Origin of the sequence: Streptomyces sp. NPDC020780 (assembly GCF_044334475.1) — a bacterium.
Lineage (GTDB): Bacteria > Actinomycetota > Actinomycetes > Streptomycetales > Streptomycetaceae > Streptomyces.
Genome location: NZ_JBIRTB010000003.1, coordinates 130,140 through 150,752, shown reverse-complemented (window position 1 = coordinate 150,752; position 20,613 = coordinate 130,140). Strand labels below are relative to the sequence as shown.

The 20,613-nt window shown below is 73.3% G+C and carries 15 protein-coding genes; 5 read left to right on the top strand and 10 right to left on the bottom strand.

Annotated features, from left to right (window positions below; translation table 11 throughout):
* Positions 1 to 95 precede the first annotated feature (95 nt).
* The gene (locus ACH4VO_RS06915) at positions 96 to 749 is read left to right on the top strand and encodes a CatB-related O-acetyltransferase (protein ID WP_360989056.1); all 654 of its coding nucleotides are present in this window, start codon (positions 96 to 98) and stop codon (positions 747 to 749) included.
* A gap of 58 nt (positions 750 to 807) precedes the next feature.
* Positions 808 to 2,007 carry a macrolide family glycosyltransferase gene (locus ACH4VO_RS06910; RefSeq protein ID WP_360989058.1) on the top strand — a complete coding sequence of 400 codons (1,200 nt, stop codon included), beginning with the start codon at positions 808 to 810 and terminating at the stop codon, positions 2,005 to 2,007.
* A gap of 75 nt (positions 2,008 to 2,082) precedes the next feature.
* Here ACH4VO_RS06910 and ACH4VO_RS06905 read toward each other — a convergent pair whose 3' ends face one another.
* From ACH4VO_RS06905 to ACH4VO_RS06875, 7 genes are all read right to left on the bottom strand, one after another.
* Complete coding sequence (locus ACH4VO_RS06905; RefSeq protein ID WP_360989061.1) at positions 2,083 to 3,738, bottom strand: ubiquinol-cytochrome c reductase cytochrome b subunit; 1,656 nt, start codon at positions 3,736 to 3,738, stop codon at positions 2,083 to 2,085.
* Between the two features lie 117 nt (positions 3,739 to 3,855).
* Complete coding sequence (locus tag ACH4VO_RS06900; RefSeq protein WP_360989064.1) at positions 3,856 to 4,869, bottom strand: SDR family oxidoreductase; 1,014 nt, start codon at positions 4,867 to 4,869, stop codon at positions 3,856 to 3,858.
* Positions 4,870 to 4,871: 2 nt separating this feature from the next.
* A complete protein-coding gene (locus ACH4VO_RS06895) occupies positions 4,872 to 6,626 on the bottom strand; it encodes a glycoside hydrolase family 15 protein (RefSeq protein WP_360989400.1) in 1,755 nt (584 codons plus the stop codon).
* A 59-nt stretch (positions 6,627 to 6,685) separates the two neighbouring features.
* Complete coding sequence (locus ACH4VO_RS06890; RefSeq protein ID WP_360989067.1) at positions 6,686 to 7,813, bottom strand: enolase C-terminal domain-like protein; 1,128 nt, start codon at positions 7,811 to 7,813, stop codon at positions 6,686 to 6,688.
* Positions 7,810 to 9,642 carry a thiamine pyrophosphate-requiring protein gene (locus ACH4VO_RS06885; RefSeq protein ID WP_360989070.1) on the bottom strand — a complete coding sequence of 611 codons (1,833 nt, stop codon included), beginning with the start codon at positions 9,640 to 9,642 and terminating at the stop codon, positions 7,810 to 7,812. Before ACH4VO_RS06885 ends, ACH4VO_RS06890 begins: the two co-directional genes overlap by 4 nt.
* Before the next feature lie 54 nt (positions 9,643 to 9,696).
* Positions 9,697 to 12,816 carry an FAD-linked oxidase C-terminal domain-containing protein gene (locus ACH4VO_RS06880; RefSeq protein WP_360989072.1) on the bottom strand — a complete coding sequence of 1,040 codons (3,120 nt, stop codon included), beginning with the start codon at positions 12,814 to 12,816 and terminating at the stop codon, positions 9,697 to 9,699.
* A gap of 338 nt (positions 12,817 to 13,154) precedes the next feature.
* Positions 13,155 to 14,252 (bottom strand): glycosyltransferase, encoded by a 1,098-nt coding sequence (locus ACH4VO_RS06875; protein ID WP_360989075.1) that lies wholly within the window; start codon positions 14,250 to 14,252, stop codon positions 13,155 to 13,157.
* Between the two features lie 122 nt (positions 14,253 to 14,374).
* Here ACH4VO_RS06875 and ACH4VO_RS06870 point away from each other — a divergent pair, with 122 nt between their 5' ends.
* From ACH4VO_RS06870 to ACH4VO_RS06860, 3 genes are read left to right on the top strand one after another with little or no spacing between them, the layout of a single operon-like run.
* A complete protein-coding gene (locus ACH4VO_RS06870) occupies positions 14,375 to 15,193 on the top strand; it encodes an SDR family NAD(P)-dependent oxidoreductase (RefSeq protein WP_360989078.1) in 819 nt (272 codons plus the stop codon).
* A gap of 2 nt (positions 15,194 to 15,195) precedes the next feature.
* Positions 15,196 to 16,122: a DMT family transporter gene (locus ACH4VO_RS06865; protein ID WP_360989081.1), complete on the top strand. Its 927-nt coding sequence runs from the start codon at positions 15,196 to 15,198 to the stop codon at positions 16,120 to 16,122.
* Positions 16,119 to 16,967, top strand: coding sequence for a polysaccharide deacetylase family protein (locus tag ACH4VO_RS06860; protein ID WP_360989084.1), 849 nt, complete (start codon positions 16,119 to 16,121; stop codon positions 16,965 to 16,967). Before ACH4VO_RS06865 ends, ACH4VO_RS06860 begins: the two co-directional genes overlap by 4 nt.
* On the opposite strand, the gene ACH4VO_RS06855 is transcribed toward ACH4VO_RS06860, so the two are convergent.
* The 3 genes from ACH4VO_RS06855 to ACH4VO_RS06845 form a co-directional block, all read right to left on the bottom strand.
* The gene (locus ACH4VO_RS06855) at positions 16,903 to 17,790 is read right to left on the bottom strand and encodes an oxygenase MpaB family protein (protein WP_360989086.1); all 888 of its coding nucleotides are present in this window, start codon (positions 17,788 to 17,790) and stop codon (positions 16,903 to 16,905) included. The two genes, ACH4VO_RS06860 and ACH4VO_RS06855, sit on opposite strands and share 65 nt — an antisense overlap.
* 171 nt (positions 17,791 to 17,961) lie before the next feature.
* Complete coding sequence (locus ACH4VO_RS06850) at positions 17,962 to 19,065, bottom strand: AI-2E family transporter (protein ID WP_360989088.1); 1,104 nt, start codon at positions 19,063 to 19,065, stop codon at positions 17,962 to 17,964.
* Between the two features lie 303 nt (positions 19,066 to 19,368).
* On the bottom strand, positions 19,369 to 20,562 hold the full coding sequence (locus ACH4VO_RS06845; protein ID WP_360989091.1) for a glycosyl hydrolase family 26: 1,194 nt from the start codon (positions 20,560 to 20,562) through the stop codon (positions 19,369 to 19,371).
* Between the last annotated feature and the right edge of the window lie 51 nt (positions 20,563 to 20,613).

The following is a 20,613-nucleotide window of genomic DNA, read 5'->3' as shown; positions in this document are numbered from 1 at the left end:
CCGGTTGATCGTCGTGCCTGGGCTGTGTCAGCATCTTAACGCAACAGTTGTAGCTCCAGTGCTCCCAGGCCTCCCCGAGAGGAACCGCCTTCCCGATGCCGCCTGTTCTCCCCGACCCCGCCGTCCTCCACCCGATGTCCGGGCACCCGCGTGTCGTGCTGCTCAAGCCGCTGGTGACGTCCCCGCTGATCCAGGCGGGCGACTACTCGTACTACGACGATCCGGACGACCCGACCGCGTTCGAGACGCGTAACGTGCTTTACCACTACGGGCCCGAGCGGCTTGTCATCGGCAAGTACTGCGCCCTGGGCACGGGCACGCGGTTCCTCATGAACGGTGCCAACCACCGCATGGACGGCCCTTCCACCTTTCCCTTCCCCACCATGGGCGGCTCCTGGGCCGAGCACGTCGACCTGATCACCGGCCTGCCGGACCGGGGCGACACCGTCGTCGGCAACGACGTCTGGTTCGGGCACGGCGCCACGGTCATGCCCGGCGTACGGATCGGCCACGGCGCGATCATCGCCGCCGGCGCCGTGGTCACCGCCGACGTCCCCGACTACGGCATCGTCGGCGGCAACCCCGCCCGCCTCATCCGTACCCGTTACGACGCCGCCGAGGTCGCCCGGCTCCTCGCCGTGGCGTGGTGGGACTGGCCCGTGGAGCACATCACCGCGCACCTCCGCACGATCATGTCGGGGACCGTCGCCGACCTGGAGGAGGCTGCCGCGCAAGCAGGCCGGCCCTGACGCGCCGGTCTCCTCCCACCGCCCGCCCCCGTTCCGCGCCGGAAACGAGTGATCGCCCATGTCCCGCACCCGCGCCCACATCACGATGGTCGGCGTCCCCGTCATCAGCCACGTCCTGCCCAGCCTCGCGATCGTCCGGGAGCTGGTGGCCCGCGGGCACCGGGTCACCTACGCCAACGACCCGTTCGTGGCCGACCGGATCGAGTCCGCCGGCGCGGAGCTGGTGCCCTGCACCTCCACGCTGCCCTTCGCCGACAACGACTGGCCGGCCGACCCCATCGCCGCGGCGGGCCTCTTCCTCGACGACGCCGTCCAGGCGCTCCCGCAGCTGCGCGCCGCCTACGACGACGATCCGGCCGACCTGTACCTCTACGACATCGGCGCCTATGCCGCGCGCGCCCTCGCCGAAGCGCAGGGCCGTCCGCTCCTCCAGCTGTCCCCGTCGTTCGTCGGCTGGGACGGCTACGAGGAGGACGTCGCGGCCCACCTGCGGAAGCTGCCGGGCGCCGACGCCTACCGGGAAAGGTTCGCGCGGTGGCTGCTGGAATGCGGGGTGGCCACCACGGACGTGGACGCCTTCTGCGGGCCGCCCGCCCGGGCCCTCGCCCTGATCCCCCGGGCGATGCAGCCGAACGCCGACCGGGTCGACACCGACAGGGTGACCTTCGTCGGCCCCTGCTACGACAGCCGCCCGGACACGGACGGCTGGACCCGCCCGGAAGGCGCCGACCGGGTGCTGCTGGTCTCGCTGGGCTCCGCGTACACCCGTCAACCGGAGTTCTACCGCCGGTGCGTCGCCGCCTTCGGTGACCTGCCCGGCTGGCACGTGGTCCTCCAGATCGGCAGGCACACCGACCCGGGGGAACTCGGCGCCCTCCCGCCCGGCGTCGAGGTGCACTCCTGGGTCCCGCAGCGGGCGATCCTGGAACAGAGCGACGCCTTCGTCACCCACGCCGGCATGGGCGGCTGCGGCGAAGGGCTCCTGGCAGGCGTTCCCATGATCGCCGTACCCCAGGGAGCCGAGCAGTTCATGAACGCCGACAAGCTCGTGGAACTCGGCGTCGCACGCCGCGTGGACACCGAGGACGCCACCGTCGAGACCCTTCGCGCGGCGCTGGACGACCTGGTCACGGATCCGGCACGCGCCGCCCGGTCCGAGCGCCTGCGGGCCGCCGCCCGCGCCGAGGGCGGCACCCAACGCGCCGCCGACCTCATCGAGGACATGCTGGCCGCCGGAGGCCCCGCGCCCGGGCTGTGACCGCCGCAGCCGGGACGGCTGTGTACGCCAGCGCGGTCCGCCCCCGGCCTCTTCCGGCCGAGGCCCCGGAGCCGTTCACTCCGCGCCGGGCGGGCGCCCGCGCTCCGGTCCTTCGAGGGCCGACGCGATGATCCGGCGCTCGGCCGCCGTGGCCGGAAGGCCGGTGGTGTCCCGGTAGTACCAGTGGCTGAGCGAGGTCCGTACCCGTTCCACGGCACGCTTCCAGACACCGTTGTCCGGTCCGGTGCCCGGCTTCCGGGGACGCGGCACCTCCTGGGCGAGGATCACGTACCGCCGGTCCGCCGGCAGCCGGGCGTGCCCCGGCTCGAAGCCGCCCTGCACCGACTGGTGCACCAGGCCCGACGGCTCCCCCTCCGCGACCAGTTCCCCTTCGTGCGCACGCAGTGCCAGGCAGAGCCGGTGAGTCAGCCGGAACGCGGCGAAGGGCACTGCGAACACGGCGACCCGCAGAATCCAGGTCAGGTGGTGGACCGGCACGTCGGAGACGAACGCGATGATGTCCTGGGCGCCGGCGATCAGCAGCACCGCGTAGCACGAGAGGGCCGCGACCCCGAGGGCCGTGCGCACGGGACGGTTCCGCGGGCGGTCGCAGAGGTGTTTCTCGCCCGTGTCCCCGGTGACCCAGCGTTCGAAGAAGGGATAGGCGTACAGGATCAGGAAGAGCAGCCCCGGCAGGAGGACGCCCGGCACCAGTGGATTCCACATCAGGGTGTGCCCCCACAGCCGCGTCTCGACGCCCGGCATCAGACGCAGCGCGCCCTCCAGGAAGCCGACGTACCAGTCGGGCTGGGAGCCCGAGGACACCTGGTCGGTGCGGTAGGGGCCGTAGTCCCAGATCGGGTTGATCTGCGCGACGGCGCCCATGAGGGCGAGCACGCCGAACACGATGAAGAACAGCCCGGCCGACTTGGCGGCGTACTGGGGGAACAGGGGCTTGCCCACCACGTTGCGGCCGGTCCTGCCCGGCGCCGACCACTGCGTGTGCTTGAGGTGGACGACGAGCAGCAGGTGCAGCGAGATCAGTGCCAGCAGGAGACCGGGGACGAGCAGGATGTGCACCGGGTAGAGCCGCGCCACGATGTCCTCGCCGGGGAACTCGCCGCCGAAGACGAAGAAGCTGAGGTAGCTCCCGACGACGGGCACCGACAGCATGATGCCCTGTGCGGTGCGCAGCCCGGTCCCGGACAGCAGGTCGTCGGGGAGCGAGTAGCCGGCGAAGCCCTCCAGGAGGGCCAGCAGGAACATGGTCACTCCCACCGTCCAGTTGACCTCGCGCGGGCGGCGGAAGGCGCCGGTGAAGAAGACGCGCAGCATGTGGACGCCGATCGACGCGACGAAGAGGAGGGCGGCCCAGTGGTGGATCTGGCGGACCAGCAGGCCACCGCGCACCTCGAAGCTGATCCGCAGGGTGGAGGCGTACGCCTGGGAGACGCGCACGCCCCGCAGCGGCCCGTAGGAGCCCTGGTAGACCGCTTCCGCCAGGGACGGCTGGAAGAAGAACGTCAGGTACACACCGGTCAGCAGCAGGACGACGAAGCTGTAGAGGGCGAGTTCACCCAGCAGGAAGGACCAGTGGTCGGGAAAGGCCTTGCGCAGCCCCGAGCGCGCCGCCTCGCTCAGCGGCAGACGGGCGTCGAGGCTCTGCGCGCTCCTCGCCGCCGCCAGCCCCGCCCTGTCCTTCAGCCGGGCCTTGCGCTTCGACATCAGCATCCGCCTGGGTCTCCGTCCGCTTCCCTTGCCCCAGTCTGTCCGAGGGGCCGCCCTCCTCCCGGGTAATGCCCCCGCGGCGCGGCGCCGTGTCCCGGGCGTTCGTGTGACCCGCCGTCCCTACCTGCTGGCGCGGCGGCGCCGCGCCAGCAGAGCGGCGGCCCCCGCCAGTGCGGCGGAGCCGACGGCGGCCGTCCACCGCGGGTGGAACGAGAGGACCAGCTCGGGAGCGTGCCGGTGGGACCGGTCGTCGAAGGAGCCGTGGGCGCCGTGGTCGTGCCCGTCCGTGTCGTCCAACGGCTGCCAGAGGTTGTGCGGGCGGTCCGGGGAGTCGGGCTCGTCGGTCTGCTGGGCGCGGAATCCGGTCCTGGCCAGGTAGCGGTCGAGGAGCCCGGGCGCGATCTTGTCGGCGATGACCGTGACGGCGGTGCTCGCGCCGACGTAGTACTGCTTGCGCCGAGGGTGGTCGGCGGCCCGCACGACGGCCCGGGCGGCGACCTCGGGCTGGTAGATCGGCGCCACCGGCTGCGGCTTCCTGGGGAGGCGGGACAGGACCCAGGAGAACTGCGGTGTGTTGACGGCCGGCATCTGCACGACGGTGATCCGGACCTCGCTGCCCTCGTGCATGAGTTCCGTGCGCACCGAGGAGGTGAAGCCGTTGATGGCGTGCTTGGCCCCGCAGTAGGCGGACTGCAGGGGGATGGAGCGGTCCCCGAGAGCGGAGCCGACCTGCACGATGACCCCGTGGTCCTGCGGCAGCATGCGGCTGAGGGCGGCCCGGGTGCCGTTCACGAAGCCGAGATAGGTCACCTCCGTTGTACGGACGTACTCCTCGGGGGTGATGTCGGTGAACCGGGCGAACACCGAACTGAACGCGGTGTTGACCCACACGTCCAGCCTGCCGAACTCCGCCACGGCGGCATCGGCGGCGGCCTCCACCTGCGCCACGTCGGCGACGTCCGTGGGGATCGGCAGGGCCCGCCCGCCGGCCGCCTCGACCTCGCGTGCCGCCGCTTCGAGCCCCGCCCGCCCCCGGGCGAGCAGGGCCACGTTCGCTCCGCGCGCGGCGAAGGCCCGGGCGGCGGCCCGGCCGATGCCCGCGCTGGCACCGGTGATGACGACGGTCTGTCGCATGCTCACTTCTTTCCTCGGGGCTGTCCCGGCGGTGCGGTCAGCCGGGTGGCGGTTTCCAGCAGCAGCGCGTGGACGAACGCCTGGGGCAGGTTGCCCCGCAGCTGGCGCTGGGTGATGTCGTACTCCTCCGCGAACAGCCCGGGCGGGCCGCAGGCGGCGCGGTTGCGTTCGAACCAGCGCAGGGCCTCCTCCTGGTGCCCCTGCTGGTGCTCGGCCTGGGCCATCACGTACCCGCACAGCAGGAACGCGCCCTCCGCCTCCTCCAGCGGCCGCTCGTCGTGCCGGAAGCGGTAGGCGAAGTGATCGCGGGTCAGCTCGGTCCTGTAGGCACGCAGGGTCGCGACCGTCCGCGGATCCGCGGCCGGCAGGGCGCCGCGCAGCGGTGGCAGGAGCAGCGACGCGTCGAGCCCCGGGTCGCCTGGGGAGCGCTGCCAGCGTCCGGTGGGGTGCAGGCAGGTGGCGGCCGTCCGGGCGGTCAGTGTGTCGGCGAGGGCGGCCCACCGCGCGGCCCTGCCCGGTGAGGAGGTCGCGCCGGCGACGGCGCGCAGCCCCGCCGCGCAGATGAGCCGGCTGTGGGTCCACCGCCGGTCGTCCAGTTCCCAGATGCCGGCGTCCGGCTCGTCGCCGCGCAGTGCCACGGCGTCGGCCGCGATGTCCACCGCCCGCCACCCGTCGGCGTCCAGCCGTCCGAGCGTGTGGGCGGCGGCGAACAGCAGGAGCGCCTCACCGAACGCGTCGAGCTGGAACTGTCGGTTGACCCAGTTGCCGACCCGGTCGTAACCGCCCGGGTAGCCGGGCAGACCCAGCGTCCGCTGGTCGGGGACGGGACCGCCGGTGACGGTGTACGCGGGCGCCGTACGGGCCCCGTCCTCGTGCAGGCGCGCCGACACGAAGCGCACCGCGGAGTCCAGCAGCGCGTGGTCCCCGGCGGCGGCCACGGCCTGCCCCGCATAGCACTGGTCGCGGATCCACACGTACCGGTAGTCGTAGTTGCGCCCCGTCTCCGCGCGTTCGGGGAGGCTCGTGGTGGCGGCCCCCACCATCCCGCCGGTGGCCGCGGTGAGTCCGCGCAGCACCGTGTAGGCGTGCCGGGCGTCCTCGGGTGCCAGGGTCGCGTCGAGGGCGGGCACCGCTCGGGCCCACGCCGCCTCGGTCGCGCTCCACAGGCGCCCGGCCTCCGGCCTCCCCGGCAGGGGCCGCTCGGAGAGCTCCAGCACCAGGTCGTGGTGGTCCCCGGCCTCCAGGCGCAGGTCCATGGCCAGGGCCGTCGTCCGGAGACCTCCGCGGACCGGGCGGGCGGCGCCGGCCCCGCCCAGGCGCAGGTGCAGGGAACCGCTCCGCGACACCCAGTCCCCGTTCTCGCGGCGCAGCCGGCAGGGTCCCTCGGCCCCGAAACCCGGCGCGGGCTCCAGACGCACGGAGACCCGTGCGGCCCCCTCCACGGCGACGACCCGGCGCAGCAGTACGGCCCGGTGGTCGTCGCCCGGGAAGGCGAGCGCCTCGCGGCACTCGACGATGCCCCCTTCGGTGATCCAGCGGCTCCGCCAGATCAGGGAGCCGCTCTCGTAGTAACCGCCCCAGACGTAGCGCCCCGCCGGAGTGATCGTGAAGTGGCCGGCTCCGCCGATGAGTCCGGCGAAGACGGCGTCGGAGTCCCAGCGGGGGGCGCACATCCAGGAGACGTCGCCGTGCGGTCCGATCAGCGCGCCGCGCTCGCCGTCGGCGATCAGCGCGTAGTCCCGCAGACTCTGCGGCATCGGCGCCGGCGGCCCGCTGGGGTGTCTGCCGCTCACCACGCTCTCCCTCTCTCTCGCTCTCATGCCACGCGGTAGGTTTCCGCGTCCTGCCGACGCAGTGTCAGGCCGTGCCCGGCGGTACCGTCCGCCGCGGGACGGACGCTTCCACCCTGCGGATCGAGGACGCCGTCGAACAGCATCCGCTCGATCCGCACGTGGTCGTGGAACCACTCGAGGTGGCGGAGGTTGGGCACGGACGCGGCCACATGGGCGTGGACGTGCGGGGCGCAGTGCCCCGAGATCTCGATGCCGGCCGCCTCGGCGAGCGCGGCGGCGCGCAGCCATACGGTGATGCCGCCGCAGCGCGTCACGTCGGCCTGAAGGCAGTCCACGGCCCCGGCCGCCAGCATGTGATGGAAGGAGGGCAGGGAGTAGCCGTACTCCCCGGCCGCCACGTCCGCCGCCACGGCGGCCCGGACCGCGGCCAGCCCCGCCAGGTCGTCCGAGGAGACCGGCTCCTCGAACCAGGTCACCCCGTGGGCGTCGAGGTGGCGGGCCATCCGGACAGCCTGCTTGCGGCCGTAGGCGCCGTTGGCGTCGACGTACAGCTCCGTACGGTCGCCGACGCTCCGCCGCGCCCGGGCGACGCGCTCCCGGTCGCGGTCCTCCGCCGCGCCCCAGGACTCACCGATCTTGATCTTGACCCGGGGGATGCCCTGGTCCTCGGCCCAGGTGCGCAACTGCCGGTCCTGGGCCGCTTCGCCGTACGTCGTGAACCCGCCGCTGCCGTAGACCGGCACCTCGCTGCGGCTCGCCCCCAGGAGACCGGCCAGTGGCAGGTCCAGCAGTCTGGCCTTGAGGTCCCACAGCGCCAGGTCGACGGCGGAGACGGCGCCGGCGACCAGACCGGGGCGGCCCGCGTTGCGCACCGCCCGGCTCATCGCCTCGTTGGCCGCGGGCACGTCCCACGCACACCGGCCCCGTACGCACGGCGCGAGGAGCTCGTCGACCACCCCTGTCGTGGGCGCGGCCCCGTAGGTGTAGCCGAGCCCCGTCGTCGAGCCGGAGCGCACCCGCACCACCACGAGCGTCGTCGCCGTCCACGCCAGGGTGCCGTCGGCCTCAGGCGCGTCGGTGGGGACGGTGTACGCCGCCGCCCCGACCTCCTCCACGACGGGGCCGGTGCCGCCGCCCGTACGAGCCGTCACCTCCCGCCCTTGTCTTTCCCGCCGCCGGGCCCCTCGTTCCGGTGCCGGTGGCCGGGCAGCATCTCCTGGACCTTCGCCTTCAGCCCCTGACGGACCATCGCTTCCCGGTCGCTGTCCCCCTTGAGGATGGCGGTGGCGGCCGCCTCGATCTGGTCGAGACTGGCGTGCGGCGGGATCGGGGGAACGGCCGGGTCGGTACGGAAGTCGATGACGAACGGCCGGTCGGCGCCCAGGCCCCGGTGCCAGGCCGCCTCCACCTCCCCGGGCTTCTCCACCCGTACTCCGTCGAGCCCGATCGACCGCGCGAAGTCGGCGTAGGGCACGTCCGGGATCGACTGCGAGGGCAGGAACTGCGGGGCACCCGACATGGCGCGCATCTCCCAGGTGACCTGATTGAGGTCCTGGTTGTTCAGCACCGCCACGATCAGCCGGGGATCGCCCCACGAGGGCCAGTACTTGGCCGCCGTGATCAGCTCGGCCATCCCGTTCATCTGCATCGCGCCGTCCCCGACGATGGCGATCGCCGGCCGGTCGGGGTGGGCGAACTTGGCCCCGATCGCATAGGGCACCCCCGGGCCCATGGTGGCCAGCGTGCCCGAGAGCGACCCGCGCATCTGCCCGCGCAGCCGCAGATGCCGGGCGTACCAGTTGGCGGCCGACCCGGAGTCGGCGGCCAGGATGACGTTGTCCGGCAGTAGTGCGTCCAGGGCGTGCACGACGTACTCCGGGTTGACGGGGTCGGCCTCGACCGCGGCTCGCCGCTGCATGACCTCCCACCAGCGGGTGGAGTCCTTCTCGATCTTCTTGCGCCAGGCACCGTGCTTCTTGCGCTTCAGCCGGGGCAGCAGCGCCTTCAGCGTCTCCCTGGCATCCCCGACCAGATTCACCTCGAAGGGGTAGCGCAGCCCGACCATGAACGGGTCGATGTCGATCTGCACCGCCCGGGCCTGGTCCAGCTCGGGCAGGAACTGGGTGTACGGGAAGCTCGAACCGATGACCAGGAGCGTGTCGCAGTCCCGCATCAGCTCGTAGGACGGCCGGGTGCCCAGCAGCCCGATGGCGCCGGTGACGTACGGCAGGTCGTCGGGGAGCGCGTCCTTGCCCAGCAGGGCCTTGGCGACGCCCGCGCCCAGCAGTTCCGCGAGCTGCTGCACCTCCGCCCGGGCGCCCCGGGCGCCCTGCCCGATCAGGACCGCCACCTTCTCCCCGGCGTTGAGCACCTCGGCGGCCCGGGCGATCTCGTCCGGGGCGGGGACGGGCGCGTAGTCTGCCAGGCCCAGGCTGGAGGGGACCATCTTGAACGCGTGGGTCGGCGGGGAGTAGTCCAGTTCCTGCACGTCGGCGGGGATCACGACGGCCGTCACCGTGCGCTTGGCGTACGCGGTCCGCATGGCCCGGTCGATGACGTTGGGCAGCTGCTCGGGGACGGTCACCATCTCGCAGAACTCGGAGGCGACGTCCTTGTACAGGCTCAGCAGGTCGACCTCCTGCTGGTAGGAACCGCCCATGGCGCTGCGGTTGGTCTGCCCGACGATCGCCACCACCGGCACGTGGTCCAGCTTCGCGTCGTAGAGACCGTTGAGCAGGTGGATGGCGCCGGGCCCCGAGGTGGCGGCGCACACACCGACCTTGCCGGAGAACTTGGCGTACCCCACCGCTTCGAAGGCGGCCATCTCCTCGTGGCGCGCCTGGACGAACCGGGGGTTGTCGTCGGCACGGCCCCACGCGGCCAGGAGGCCGTTGATGCCGTCCCCGGCGTAGGCGAAGACGTGGTCGACGTCCCATTCGCGCAGCCGCTGGAGGATGAAGTCGGACACCTTGATGGACACGAGGTCTGCCTTTCTCGGGACGGGAGGTGGTGCGGCCGGAGGTACGGCCGGTAGTCAGGAGCCGCGTGTGCGGACGCGGGCCGGGGAGCGGCGCCACCTGGCCCGGGCGCCGGCCGCCGCCAGCAGGGCGGCGGCGAGCAGCACGGCGGCGGTGGCGGGCCGGACCCTGCGGTGGGGGAGGCGGGGACGCTCGGCCAGCTTCTCGGGATGGTCGGCGGGCGCGACGCCGAAGCCGAGCGCGAGCGCCTCGGCCAGGTGCACGGCACGCCGTCCGGTGCCGCCCTGTTCGATCTGGGTGCGGCAGCTGAAACCGTCGGCGAGGACCAGCGCCCCGGGGGACGAGTCCCGTACGGCGGGCAGGACACCCTGTTCGGCGATCTTCATGGAGAGGTCGTGGTGCCCGCGCTCGAAGCCGAAGTTGCCGGCGAGCCCGCAGCAGCCCTCGTCCAGCACCTCGGCGTCGATGCAGGCGCGACGCATCAGTTCCCGGTCCGCGTCGAACTTCATGACGGCGTGCTGGTGGCAGTGCGTCTGCACGGTGGCGGCGCGGGCGAGCGAGGGCGGCCGCCAGTCCTCGGGGGCGTCCTCGACCAGCAGCTCGGCGAACGTACGGACCTGCTGCGCGAGCCTCTGCACGTCCTGGTTCTCCGGCATCAGTTCCGGGGCGTCCGCCCGGAACACCGCCGTGCACGAGGGTTCGAGGCCGACCACGGGGGTGCCCGCCTCGATCCAGGGCCGGAGCACCTCCACGGTCCGCGTCAGGACCCGCTTCGCGGTGGCCGGCTGGCCGGTGGAGATCAGCGTCAGCGAGCAGCACACGGCCCGGTCCGGAACCGCCACCCGGAAGCCCGCGTCCTCCAGGACCCGGACCGCCGCCTTCGCGATGCCCGGATGGAAGTAGTTGCTGAACGTGTCCGGCCACAGCACGACGGTCCGGGGGCCGGCCGGGTCGGGGACGGGCGTCCCGCGCCTCGCCCACCACTGCACGAACGACTCCTCGGCGAGTACCGGCGCGTCCCGCTCCTTCGCCACCCCGGCGAGCCGTTTGGCGAGCGGAGCCACGCCGGGCATGTGCAGGGCCGTGTTGGCCAGGCGGGGCGCGAGACGCGAGGCGCGGGCCCACAGGGGGAGCCACCCCAGCGCGTAGTGCGCGGCCGGGCGCAGACGTCCCTCGTAGTGGTGGGAGAGGAACTCGGCCTTGTACGTGGCCATGTCGACCCCGGTGGGGCAGTCGGACTTGCAGCCCTTGCAGGCCAGGCACAGATCGAGCGCGTCCTTGACCGCCTCCGAGCGCCAGCCGTCGGTGACGGCGGAGTCGCGGTGCCCGCCCAGCATCTCGAAGAGCAGCCGGGACCGGCCGCGCGTGGAGTGCTCCTCCTCGCCGGTCGCCCGGTAGGACGGGCACATCACACCGCCCGTGTGACTGCGGCAGTTGCCGATGCCCACGCACCGCATGACCGCCCGGGTGAACGAATGGCCGTCGTCCGGATAGCCGAAGTGGGTGTCATGCGCGGTGGGCCGCCACCGCGGACCCAGCCGGAGGTTCTCGTCCACCCGCCCGGGTAGGACCACCTTCCCGGGGTTCATCCGGTTGTCCGGGTCGAACAGCGCCTTGACCTCACCGAACGCCCCCACGAGCCGCTCCCCGAACATCCGCGTCAGCAACTCGCCCCGTGCCTGGCCGTCCCCGTGCTCACCGGACAGCGAGCCGCCGTAGGAGTGGACCAGGTCCGCCGCGCGCTCGACGAAGGCGCGGAACGACGCCACCCCGTCGGCCGTCTTCAGCCCGAAGGGGATCCGGGTGTGCACGCAGCCCTGGCCGAAGTGGCCGTACAGCGAGGGGTGGTCGTATCCGAACTCCGCGAAGAGGTCCTTCAGGTCACGCAGGTAGTCGCCGAGCCGCTCGGGAGGCACCGCGGAGTCCTCCCATCCCTCCCAGGTCTCCCGCCCGTCCGGCGGCCGGGCGGTGACGCCGAGGCCGGCCTCGCGGGCACTCAGCAGCTTCCGCTCGCGCCGCGGATCGTCGGAGAAGGCGACGGCCGGGTCGTCCTCGCTCCGGCCCAGCGCACGCAGCAGTTCGCGGGCCTGGGCGTCGGCCTCCTCCCGGGTGTCACCGCTGAACTGCACCAGCAGCCAGCTGTCGCCTTCGGGGAACCGGTCGAGGGAGTCGAGGTGGGAGTGCTCCTCCCGCATCAGCTGCGCCATGCGCCCGTCCAGGGCCTCCAGCATCTCGGGACTGCTGTGCGCCAGAAGTGCCGGCACGTCGTCGGCCGCGGCGCAGATGTCCGGGTACCCCAGGACGACCATGGCCTCGTACGCGGGGACCGGGACCAGCTCCAGTTCGGCGCGCAGGACGGTGACCAGGGTGCTCTCGCTGCCCACGAGGGCGCGGGCCAGGTCGAAGCCCTTCTCGGGAAGGAGCGAGTCGAGGTTGTAGCCGGACACCCGGCGGGGGATCTCCGGGTAGCCGCGGCGGATGTCGGCCAGATACCGGTCGGCGACGCCGCGCAGTCCTTCGTACAGTGCCGCCCGGCGGCCGCCCCCGGCCACCACCTCCTCGAACTCCTCGTCCGAGGTGGGGCCGACCCAGCAGCGCAGCCCGTCGTAGGTGAGGATCTCCAGGCGCCGCACGTTGTCGACGGTCTTCCCGTACGCCTGGGCCGAAGCACCGCACGAATTGTTGCCGATCATCCCGCCCAGCGTGCAGTGGCTGTGGGTGGACGGTTTCGGCCCGAACTTCAGTCCCTGCCCGGACAGCTGCCGGTTGAGCGCGTCGAGCACGATGCCCGGCTCGACGACGCAGGTCCTCGCGTCGGCGTCGACCGAGAGCAGGTGATGGCAGTACTTCGACCAGTCGATGACGACCGCCGTGTTGGTGCACTGGCCGGCCAGGCTGGTGCCGCCCCCGCGGGAGAGCACCGGCGCGCCGAACCGCGCACAGACGGCGACCGCTTCGGCGCCCGCCTCGATGTCGTGCGGCACGACGACGCCGATCGGGACCTGCCGGTAGTTCGAACCGTCCGTCGCGTAGGCCCCGCGGCTGCCCGCGTCGAACCGCACCTCCCCACGGACCCGGTCGCGCAGCGCCCTCTCCAGGGCGGCGGCGTCCACGGCCGCCCCGGAACCCGGGGGCTGCCGCCGCCCGGCCGGATCCGATGCCGACTCCGTGTGCATAGTCCGTTCCTTCCCGACTCCACCGCGGGTGCGGGCGAGGTCTCCGAAGACGCGCGCCGGGTGCCCCACCGGGCCGACGCGGTGACGCCCACTCGCCTCACCGCGTCGGCAGGTGAGAAACCGTCACCCCAGGTAAAAACGGTGCCAAATGCCTGGCTGCCCCGTCCGCCGTGACGGCGTGGGGCGGCTGTGCCACTGCGGCGGTGCGCCCGGCGGGCCTGCGGCGAATGCCTTCGGGGCCGGTGGCGACGTGAACGTGCACGTGATCACGAGGACTTTCATGCCGGTGGGGTACCCCTTCGGCGCGCGTCCTCACAGGGCATTCGGATGACAGCGGCTCACCGCGGCGCGGAGGCCGCCAGTTCCTCCAGGGCCGGAACGGCGCCGGGGTGCCCGGTGAACAGGGCCTTACCCGCGGCGACGCGCATGTCCCGCTGAGGACCCGGCGCGCTCAGGGCGTCAAGCGAGCGGACCAGCCCCCACGGATCGCGCGCACGGCAGGCGAGGCCGTGCTCGGCCATCAGCCGGACGCCCTGCGCACCGTGGCCGGGGATGGGCCGGTAGCCCACGACCGGAAGTCCCGCGGCCAGGGCCTCCAGGGCCGTCTGGCCGGCCGCGTTGTCCACGAGGACCCGGGAGGCGGCCATCAGGCCCGGCATGTCCCGCACCCACCCCGCGGCCAGTACCCCCGGTGTCCGCGAGAGGCTGCGGCGCAGCGCCTCGTTCCTGCCACAGAGCACGACGGCCCGGTACCCGGCGGCGGCCACCAGTCGTGCCGTGCGTGAGAAGTGCGTACCGGCGCCCCACGCGCCCGCCGAGATCAGCACGGCCGGGAGGCCCTCACCGTCGAGGCGCCGCCGCCATCTCCCGGCGCCCGGCGCGGGCCCGAGGAAGCAGTCCGGCACCAGCGGACCGCAGGCCACGGCGGGCCGCTCCGCCATCCGGTGCACGTCGTCCGCGGTCCTCCGCGTGAGACACAGATAGAGGTCGTTCCCCGGATGGAGCCACTGGCGGTGGACGGCGAAGTCGGTGACGAGGACGGCGCTCGGGACGCCCAGCGCGCCCCGCAGGCGAAGCCGCCCCGTGAGCTGCGCGGCGAGGTGGAACACCGGGACCACCGCGTCCGGCCGCTCCCCTTCGACGAGCCTGAGCAGCCTCTTCTCGGCGAGTGCGGCCAGCGGGGTACTGCCCGGGCGCGGCCCGTCGCCGGTACGGAAGAAGGCGGCGTACAGGCCCGCGTACAGGGCCGGGGCGTGGCGGATGGCGTTCCGGTAGAAGCCGCGCAGCCCCGGCCCGACGCCCGGTGGCAGCAGGTCGAGTACGTCGATCAGGAGGGCGCTGTCACCCGCGGCCCGAAGGCGCCGTATCAGTTCCGAGGCCACCGCGTCATGGCCGGCGCCCATGCTCGCGCTGAGGACGAGGAAACGTCCGGCCATGCGGACCCTCCAAGGGGTATGCGACGATCGCCGTACGATTTGTCATTTCTCGTCATGTTATGACTTCTTTCCTATGCTGTGCCATGCACCTGGCGAGAGGGCGCTGAGAGAGGAAGCCGCACATGGGGCGAGCCCTTCCCGGCACGGGTCACCGCCGGCCGACCGCTCCGGGCCGCTCCGACCACCACGTCGCGCAGAAGCGCGTCGCCCTGGTGACCGGTGCCTCCTCCGGCATCGGAGCCGCCGTCTCGCGGCGGATCGCGGCGGAGGGCGGCTGGGAGCTCCTGGTCAGCGGACGCGATCCCGGCCGCCTGCGGGAGGTGGCCGCGCACACCTCGGGCCGTCCCCTTCTCGCGGACCTCTCCGCCTCCGAGGGCGCCGAGGGGCTGGTGCGGGACGCCCTGGACGCCGCAGGGCACGTCGATCTGCTTGTCGCGGCCGCCGGGGTCGGCTGGGCCGGGCCCCTGCACACGATGCCCGCGGCGTCCGCGGACGAGGTCCTCGCGCTGGACCTGGTCTCCGTCGTCCACCTGGTGCGACTCGTGCTGCCCCACATGCTGGCCCGGGGCAGGGGACAGGTCGTGCTGATCGGATCGGTCGCCGGCACCCTCGGAGTCCGGGACGAGGCCGTCTACTCCGCCGCGAAGGCGGCGGTCGCCGTACTCGCGGACGCCCTGCGCCTCGAACTGGCCGGCACCGGGGTACGTGTCCTGCACGTCGTCCCGGGCGTGGTGGCCACCCCCTTCTTCGAACGCCGCGGCACCCCGTACACCCGGTCCTCTCCCCGTCCCGTTCCTGCCGAACGGGTCGCCGACGCCATCTGGGACGCGCTGCTCCACAGACGCGAGGACGTGTTCGTACCCGGCTGGCTGCGACTGCCCGGACGGGTGCGCGGCATCGCGCCCGCGCTCTACCGGCGGCTCGCCACCCGGTTCGGATAAGGATGAACGTCGCCACCGTGGTCCTGGCGCTGTTCTCGGCCTGCGCCAACGCCGCGGCGTCCGTCCTCCAGCGCCGGGCGGCGGTGGAGTGGGCCGACCGGCAGCCGGAGCCCCCGGGTTCCCGGATGTGGAGGGCGGGTGGCCGGTGGGCCGGACTGCTGAGCCGCCCGTTCTGGATCGCAGGGGCCGCGGCGCTGGTGCTGTCCGCCGCGTTCCAGGCAGGAGCCCTCGCGTTCGGCAGGCTGTCGGTGGTCCAGCCCCTGCTCGCCAGCGAACTGCTGTTCACCCTGATCGTGGGCAGCGTCGTGTTCCACCGCCGCCCGGCAGGCAGGACCTGGCTGTCGTTCCTGGCACTCGCCGCGGGCCTCGCCCTCTTCCTGCTGGCCGTCAGCCCGTCAGGAGGGGAGGAGACGGGAGAGGCGACGGGCTGGCTCCCGGTCGCAGCGCTGCTGGCCGTCACCGTGCTGGTGCTCCTCCTGGTCGCCCGTACGCTCCACGGCGCCGCGCGTGCCGCGCTGCTGGGCTGCGCCACGGCCGTCTGCTTCTCCTGCACCGCCGCGCTGATCAAGGAGGTCACCGGGCGGGTCGGGGACGGCTTCGTGGCCGTGTTCGCGAACGGCTACCCCTACGCGGCTGCCGCCGTCGGGCTGCTCAGCTTCCTGCTGCTGCAGAGCACGCTGGGCGCCGGGACGCTGGCCGCCTCCCAGCCCGCTCTCACGCTCGGGGACGCCCTGGTCAGTGTCGGCCTGGGCTGGGCGCTCTTCGGCGAGCGGATCCCCCTGGGGCTCAACCTCCTGACCGGAGCGCTCGGAGCGGTCCTCGTCGCGTTCGGTACCGCGTTCCTCGCCCAGTCCCTCCCGGGCTCCGGCTCCTTCGACGCGACGGTCGGCCCGAAGCGGCACCGGGCACGCGGAGGGCCAGCCGGTTGAGCGCCCGTCGTCCGGTCCTTCCGTCCGCCGCCCGGCCTCCGCTGGCCCTCGCGGCGCTGGCGCTCGGCGCCCAGGTACTCCCGGCCGGGACCTGGCTGCCCGCCGTGCGCAGGACCCTCTTCCCCGCCCTGGCCGGTCTCGGGAACCGTGGTCATGTCGCGCTGACCTTCGACGACGGCCCCGACCCACGCTCCACCCCGCTCTTCCTCGACGTCCTGGAAGGGATGTCGGCCCACGCCACCTTCTTCGTGCTCGGCGAGAGTCTGGTGAGGTACCCGGAGACCGGCCGCGAGATCGTGCGCCGGGGCCACGAACTCGCGGTGCACGGATGGACGCACAGCCGGCCCTGGTTCTCGTCGTTCGCCCGGGACACCCGCGAACTGGCGTGGGCGGCCGAAGCCGTGCGCGGCACGGCGGGCGCCGCCCCGGTGTGGTACCGGCCGCCGTACGGCATCCTGACGGCCGGCCGATGGGCCGCGGCGCTGCGGACGGGGCTGCGGCCGGTCCTGTGGTCTGCGTGGGGACGCGACTGGACCGCCGACGCCACCGGCGCCTCCGTACTGGCCACCGTACGCCGCGACCTGCGCGGCGGTGGCACCGTCCTGCTGCACGACACCGACCGGGTGGCGGCGCCCGGCTGCTGGCGGGCGACGCTGGAGGCGCTCCCCGTGCTGGTCGGCGGCCTCCGCGACGCGGGCCTGACCGTGGGACCGCTGGCCGGGCACGGTATCGGCACCCGGCGGGCCGGCAGGCGGACACCGTCCCGTACGTGCGGCGGATTCAGGCGCTCTGCGGCCGGTCCGGGGCCGGCGGAGGGCTCATCGCCCAGCGGATGGACCGGGTGAGGAGCTGCCCGGCCGGCCGCACGCAGTGGCTCTCGAAGCGGGGGAGCAGGGGCAGGCGCAGCGGCTTGCGGGCCCAGGAGGGCAGCATGGCGACCGCGTTGGCGGCCAGCACGGTGTAGGGAACCCAGGCGAACACGGGCAGCGGCGGCCGGACCAGCAGGAAGCGCGCGGCCTCCCGCGCCTGCGGAGTCGCCCGCAGCTCCGGCCGGTACGCCGCGATGCACGCGGCGAGTTCCGCCCGGTTCCGGGGCGGGTCCGCAACCCCCAGGGCGCTCGCCACGCGAGCCGTGTCGGCTATGTACCCGTCACAGCCCGGGCCGTCGAGAGGCTGCCGCCCGAAGCGCTGATGGGCCCGCAGGAAACTGTCCGTCTCGGTCGCGTGGACCCAGGCGAGGAGATGCGGGTCGGACGCGTGGTACCGCTCGCCCGCCGAGGTGACACCCTCCACCCGCTCGTGCACGCCCCGTACCCGCCGCACCGCCTCCTCGGCGTCCGCCGCCGTGCCGAACGTGGTCACCGCGAGGAACGTGCTCGTCCGCTGGAGGCGGCCCCACGGGTCGCTCCGGTAGCCGGAATGAGCCGCCACCGCCGCCATGGCCAGAGGATGCAGGGACTGCAGGAGCAGTGCCCGCAGCCCGCCGATGAACATGGACGCGTCCCCGTGCACCCGGCGGATCGGCCGGTCCGGGCCGAACCAGCGGGGCCCCGGGGCATGGTGGATGCGCTCCCGCGCGGCGGGGCCACCCGGGCCGGCCACACGGCTGAACAGCCCGGAGCCGATCCGCCGCCGGATCGTACGGGGCCGGAGTGCGAGAAGACCCATGCCTCCATTATCCGCCTCCGGCATCGACGCGTCAGGCCCACCGCCTCGCTTTCTGCCCGCCAGAACCGCGGCGGGCCGGCTCGCCGCCATGCTGCCGTGGCCCTGCTGATCAGCCCTCGCTGCGGAGCGGTGGCGAACGGCCCGGTCCCCCGGGGCGCGACGGCGGATCCGTCAGGACGGTGTGCCGGCCGGTTCCCCGGGCTGCGGTTCCCGCTGGTCGGCCAGCTGCTCGCGCAGGTAGTTCCAGACCACGCCGATCAGTGCGGCGACGGGGACGGCGAGCAGACTGCCCACGATGCCGGCCAGGCTGCCGCCCAGCGTCACAGCCAGCAGGACCACCGCGGCGTGCAGGCCGAGTCCGCGGCTCTGGATCATCGGCTGGAACACGTTCCCCTCGAGCTGCTGCACCGCGACGATGATCGCCAGCACGATCAGGGCGTCCGTCAGGCCGTTGGACACCAGGGCGATGAGGACCGCGACGAAGCCGGCGAACAGGGCACCCACGATCGGCACGAACGCGGCCACGAAGGTCAGCACCGCCAGCGGAAGCACCAGCGGCACCCCCACGATCCACAGGCCGATGCCGATGAGCACGGCGTCGAGCAGACCGACGTACGCCTGTGAACGCACGAACTCGCCCAGGGTCTCCCAGCCACGCGCGGCCACGGTCGGGACGTCGGTGGCGAGCCGTCCGGGGAGCTGACGTCCCAGCCACGGCAGGAACCGCGGCCCGTCCTTGAGGAAGAAGAACATCAGGAAGACCGCCAGGACGGCGGTGACCACCCCGTCGACCACGGTGCTCACCCCCGAGACGGCGGAGGTGACCAGGCTGCCGGCGCTGTCCTGGATGCGGGCGGTCGCTGAGTCGAACGCACCGGTCATCTGTTCGTCGCCGATGTTCAGCGGCGGACCGGAGGCCCATTCCCGCAATCTCTGGATCCCTTCGACCACGCCGTCGGCCAGTTCGCCGGACTGCGAGGCCACCGGCACGGCGATGAGCGCCACTACCCCCGCGGTGACCAGGAGGAACAGCACGGTCACGGCGGAGGCCGCGAGGGCGGGGGGCCACCCACGTCGGCGCAGGTGACGCGTCAGGGGCCAGGTCAGTGTGGTGAGCAGCAGACCGATCACGAGGGGCCAGACGACCGACCACATACGGCCCAGCACCCACAGGGTCACCGCGGCAAGGACGAGGACGAGCAGCGTCTCAGCCGATATGCGGGCCGAGGCGCGGAGTGCGGCGCGGGTTCTGGCGGTACTCAACGGAGCAGACATGGAGCCACCCTATGGGCCGTCCGGGTGACACCCCGGCCGGCCCGGCACGCCCGACGCCGGACCGGTTCGCCCGGGCTCGTGGACGACGAGCGCGACGGCGACTCCCACGGAGCGGATCCCCCGGCCCTGGAACCTGTCCCGGCGGCGCCCGCCCGCACCCCCGCGGGGCGGGGAACGCGCCGGCCTCTCGGTGGAGCGGCCCCGCCTCGGCCGGGGGCCACGGCCGGTGTCGTGGCGTCCGGCACAGCACTCCGGCGGGCGCCCGGACGTTCGCTCACGCGCGAGCTGCCCGCAGGCGGTCACTCACCCGCGGTCGCGCACGCAGAACCCGCTGTTCGCGAGCCACTGGCCGAACCAGTGGTCCACCGGCACGCTGACGCACCGGTCGGGCCCGTCGGTGCCGGGGGCCGGGACGGTCGGCGTGGGCGTGCCGGGCGTCGGCGGCCGGCTCGGCACCGGCGTGGGCCCGGCCGGATCGACGGCGCCCGGCTGCCGGGACAGCATCTCGCGGAAGACCCGCGAGGACTCGGGGTTCTCGGCGCACTGCCAGACACCGTGCGGGCAGTAGTCCGTGATCGTCTGGTACACCGGCCGGTGCCGCTCGAACCACTCGAGCATGCGGCGCACGTACGCGGGATTGTCCCCGTTGCGGAACAGCCCCCACTCCGGGAAGGAGATGGGCTTGCCGTGCTCCGCCGCGAAGTCGACCTGCTTCTGCAGTCCGTACGGCTCGTCCACCTGTTCGTCGAACGTCTTCGCCGGCGGCTGGTCGTAGGAGTCCATACCGATGATGTCGACGACGTCGTCGCCGGGGTAGCACTCGGTCCAGGGGACGGCGTCCCGGCCACGGCTGGGCGCGAAGTCGAAGCGGAACTCCTGACCGGGGACGGAGCGCATCGTGGTGACGACGCGGTTCCAGTAGGTCCTCCAGGCGACGGGGTCCGGGCCGCAGCGATGGGTGTACGTGGTGCCGTTCATCTCCCAGCCGAGCACGATCACCGTGTCCGGTACTCCCAGCAGCACCAGACGCTCGGCCAGCCTGCGGAAGTGCTCGTCGAACGCCCCGGCGGCGGCCTCGCCCAGCAGGCCGCGCACCTCGTCGTCGGAGAGGTGCTCCTCGTTCCGCTCCATCATCGGGGTGTTGAGGACGAACATCCGGTCCTCGTCGGCACGGCGCCATGCCGCCCAGGAAGCGAGGAAACCGGGACGGCCCTCGATGTTCTCCCAGAGGTCGCCCGGCAGATAGGTGTGACCGACGCGGAGTTCCGTCCCGCCGAGCCAGCGCGACAGCTCCGCCATGCGCCGCACGCCCTTCGGCCCGTAGTCCAGGTAGGCGCCGACGGCGGTCGTATCGCCCGCCGCCGACGGCGCGGGGGAGGCGCCCTTGCCGGTCTGGGAGTCCTGCCCGTCCCGGTCCGCGACGACGATGCCGCCGACGAGGAGGGCGAGCGCGGCCGTTCCGATGCCGAGGCTCCTGAGACGGCGTTGTCCGGGCACGGCTGCTCCTTCGATAGCGGCTGCCTCCGACCTGTCGACCATAAGGAGAAA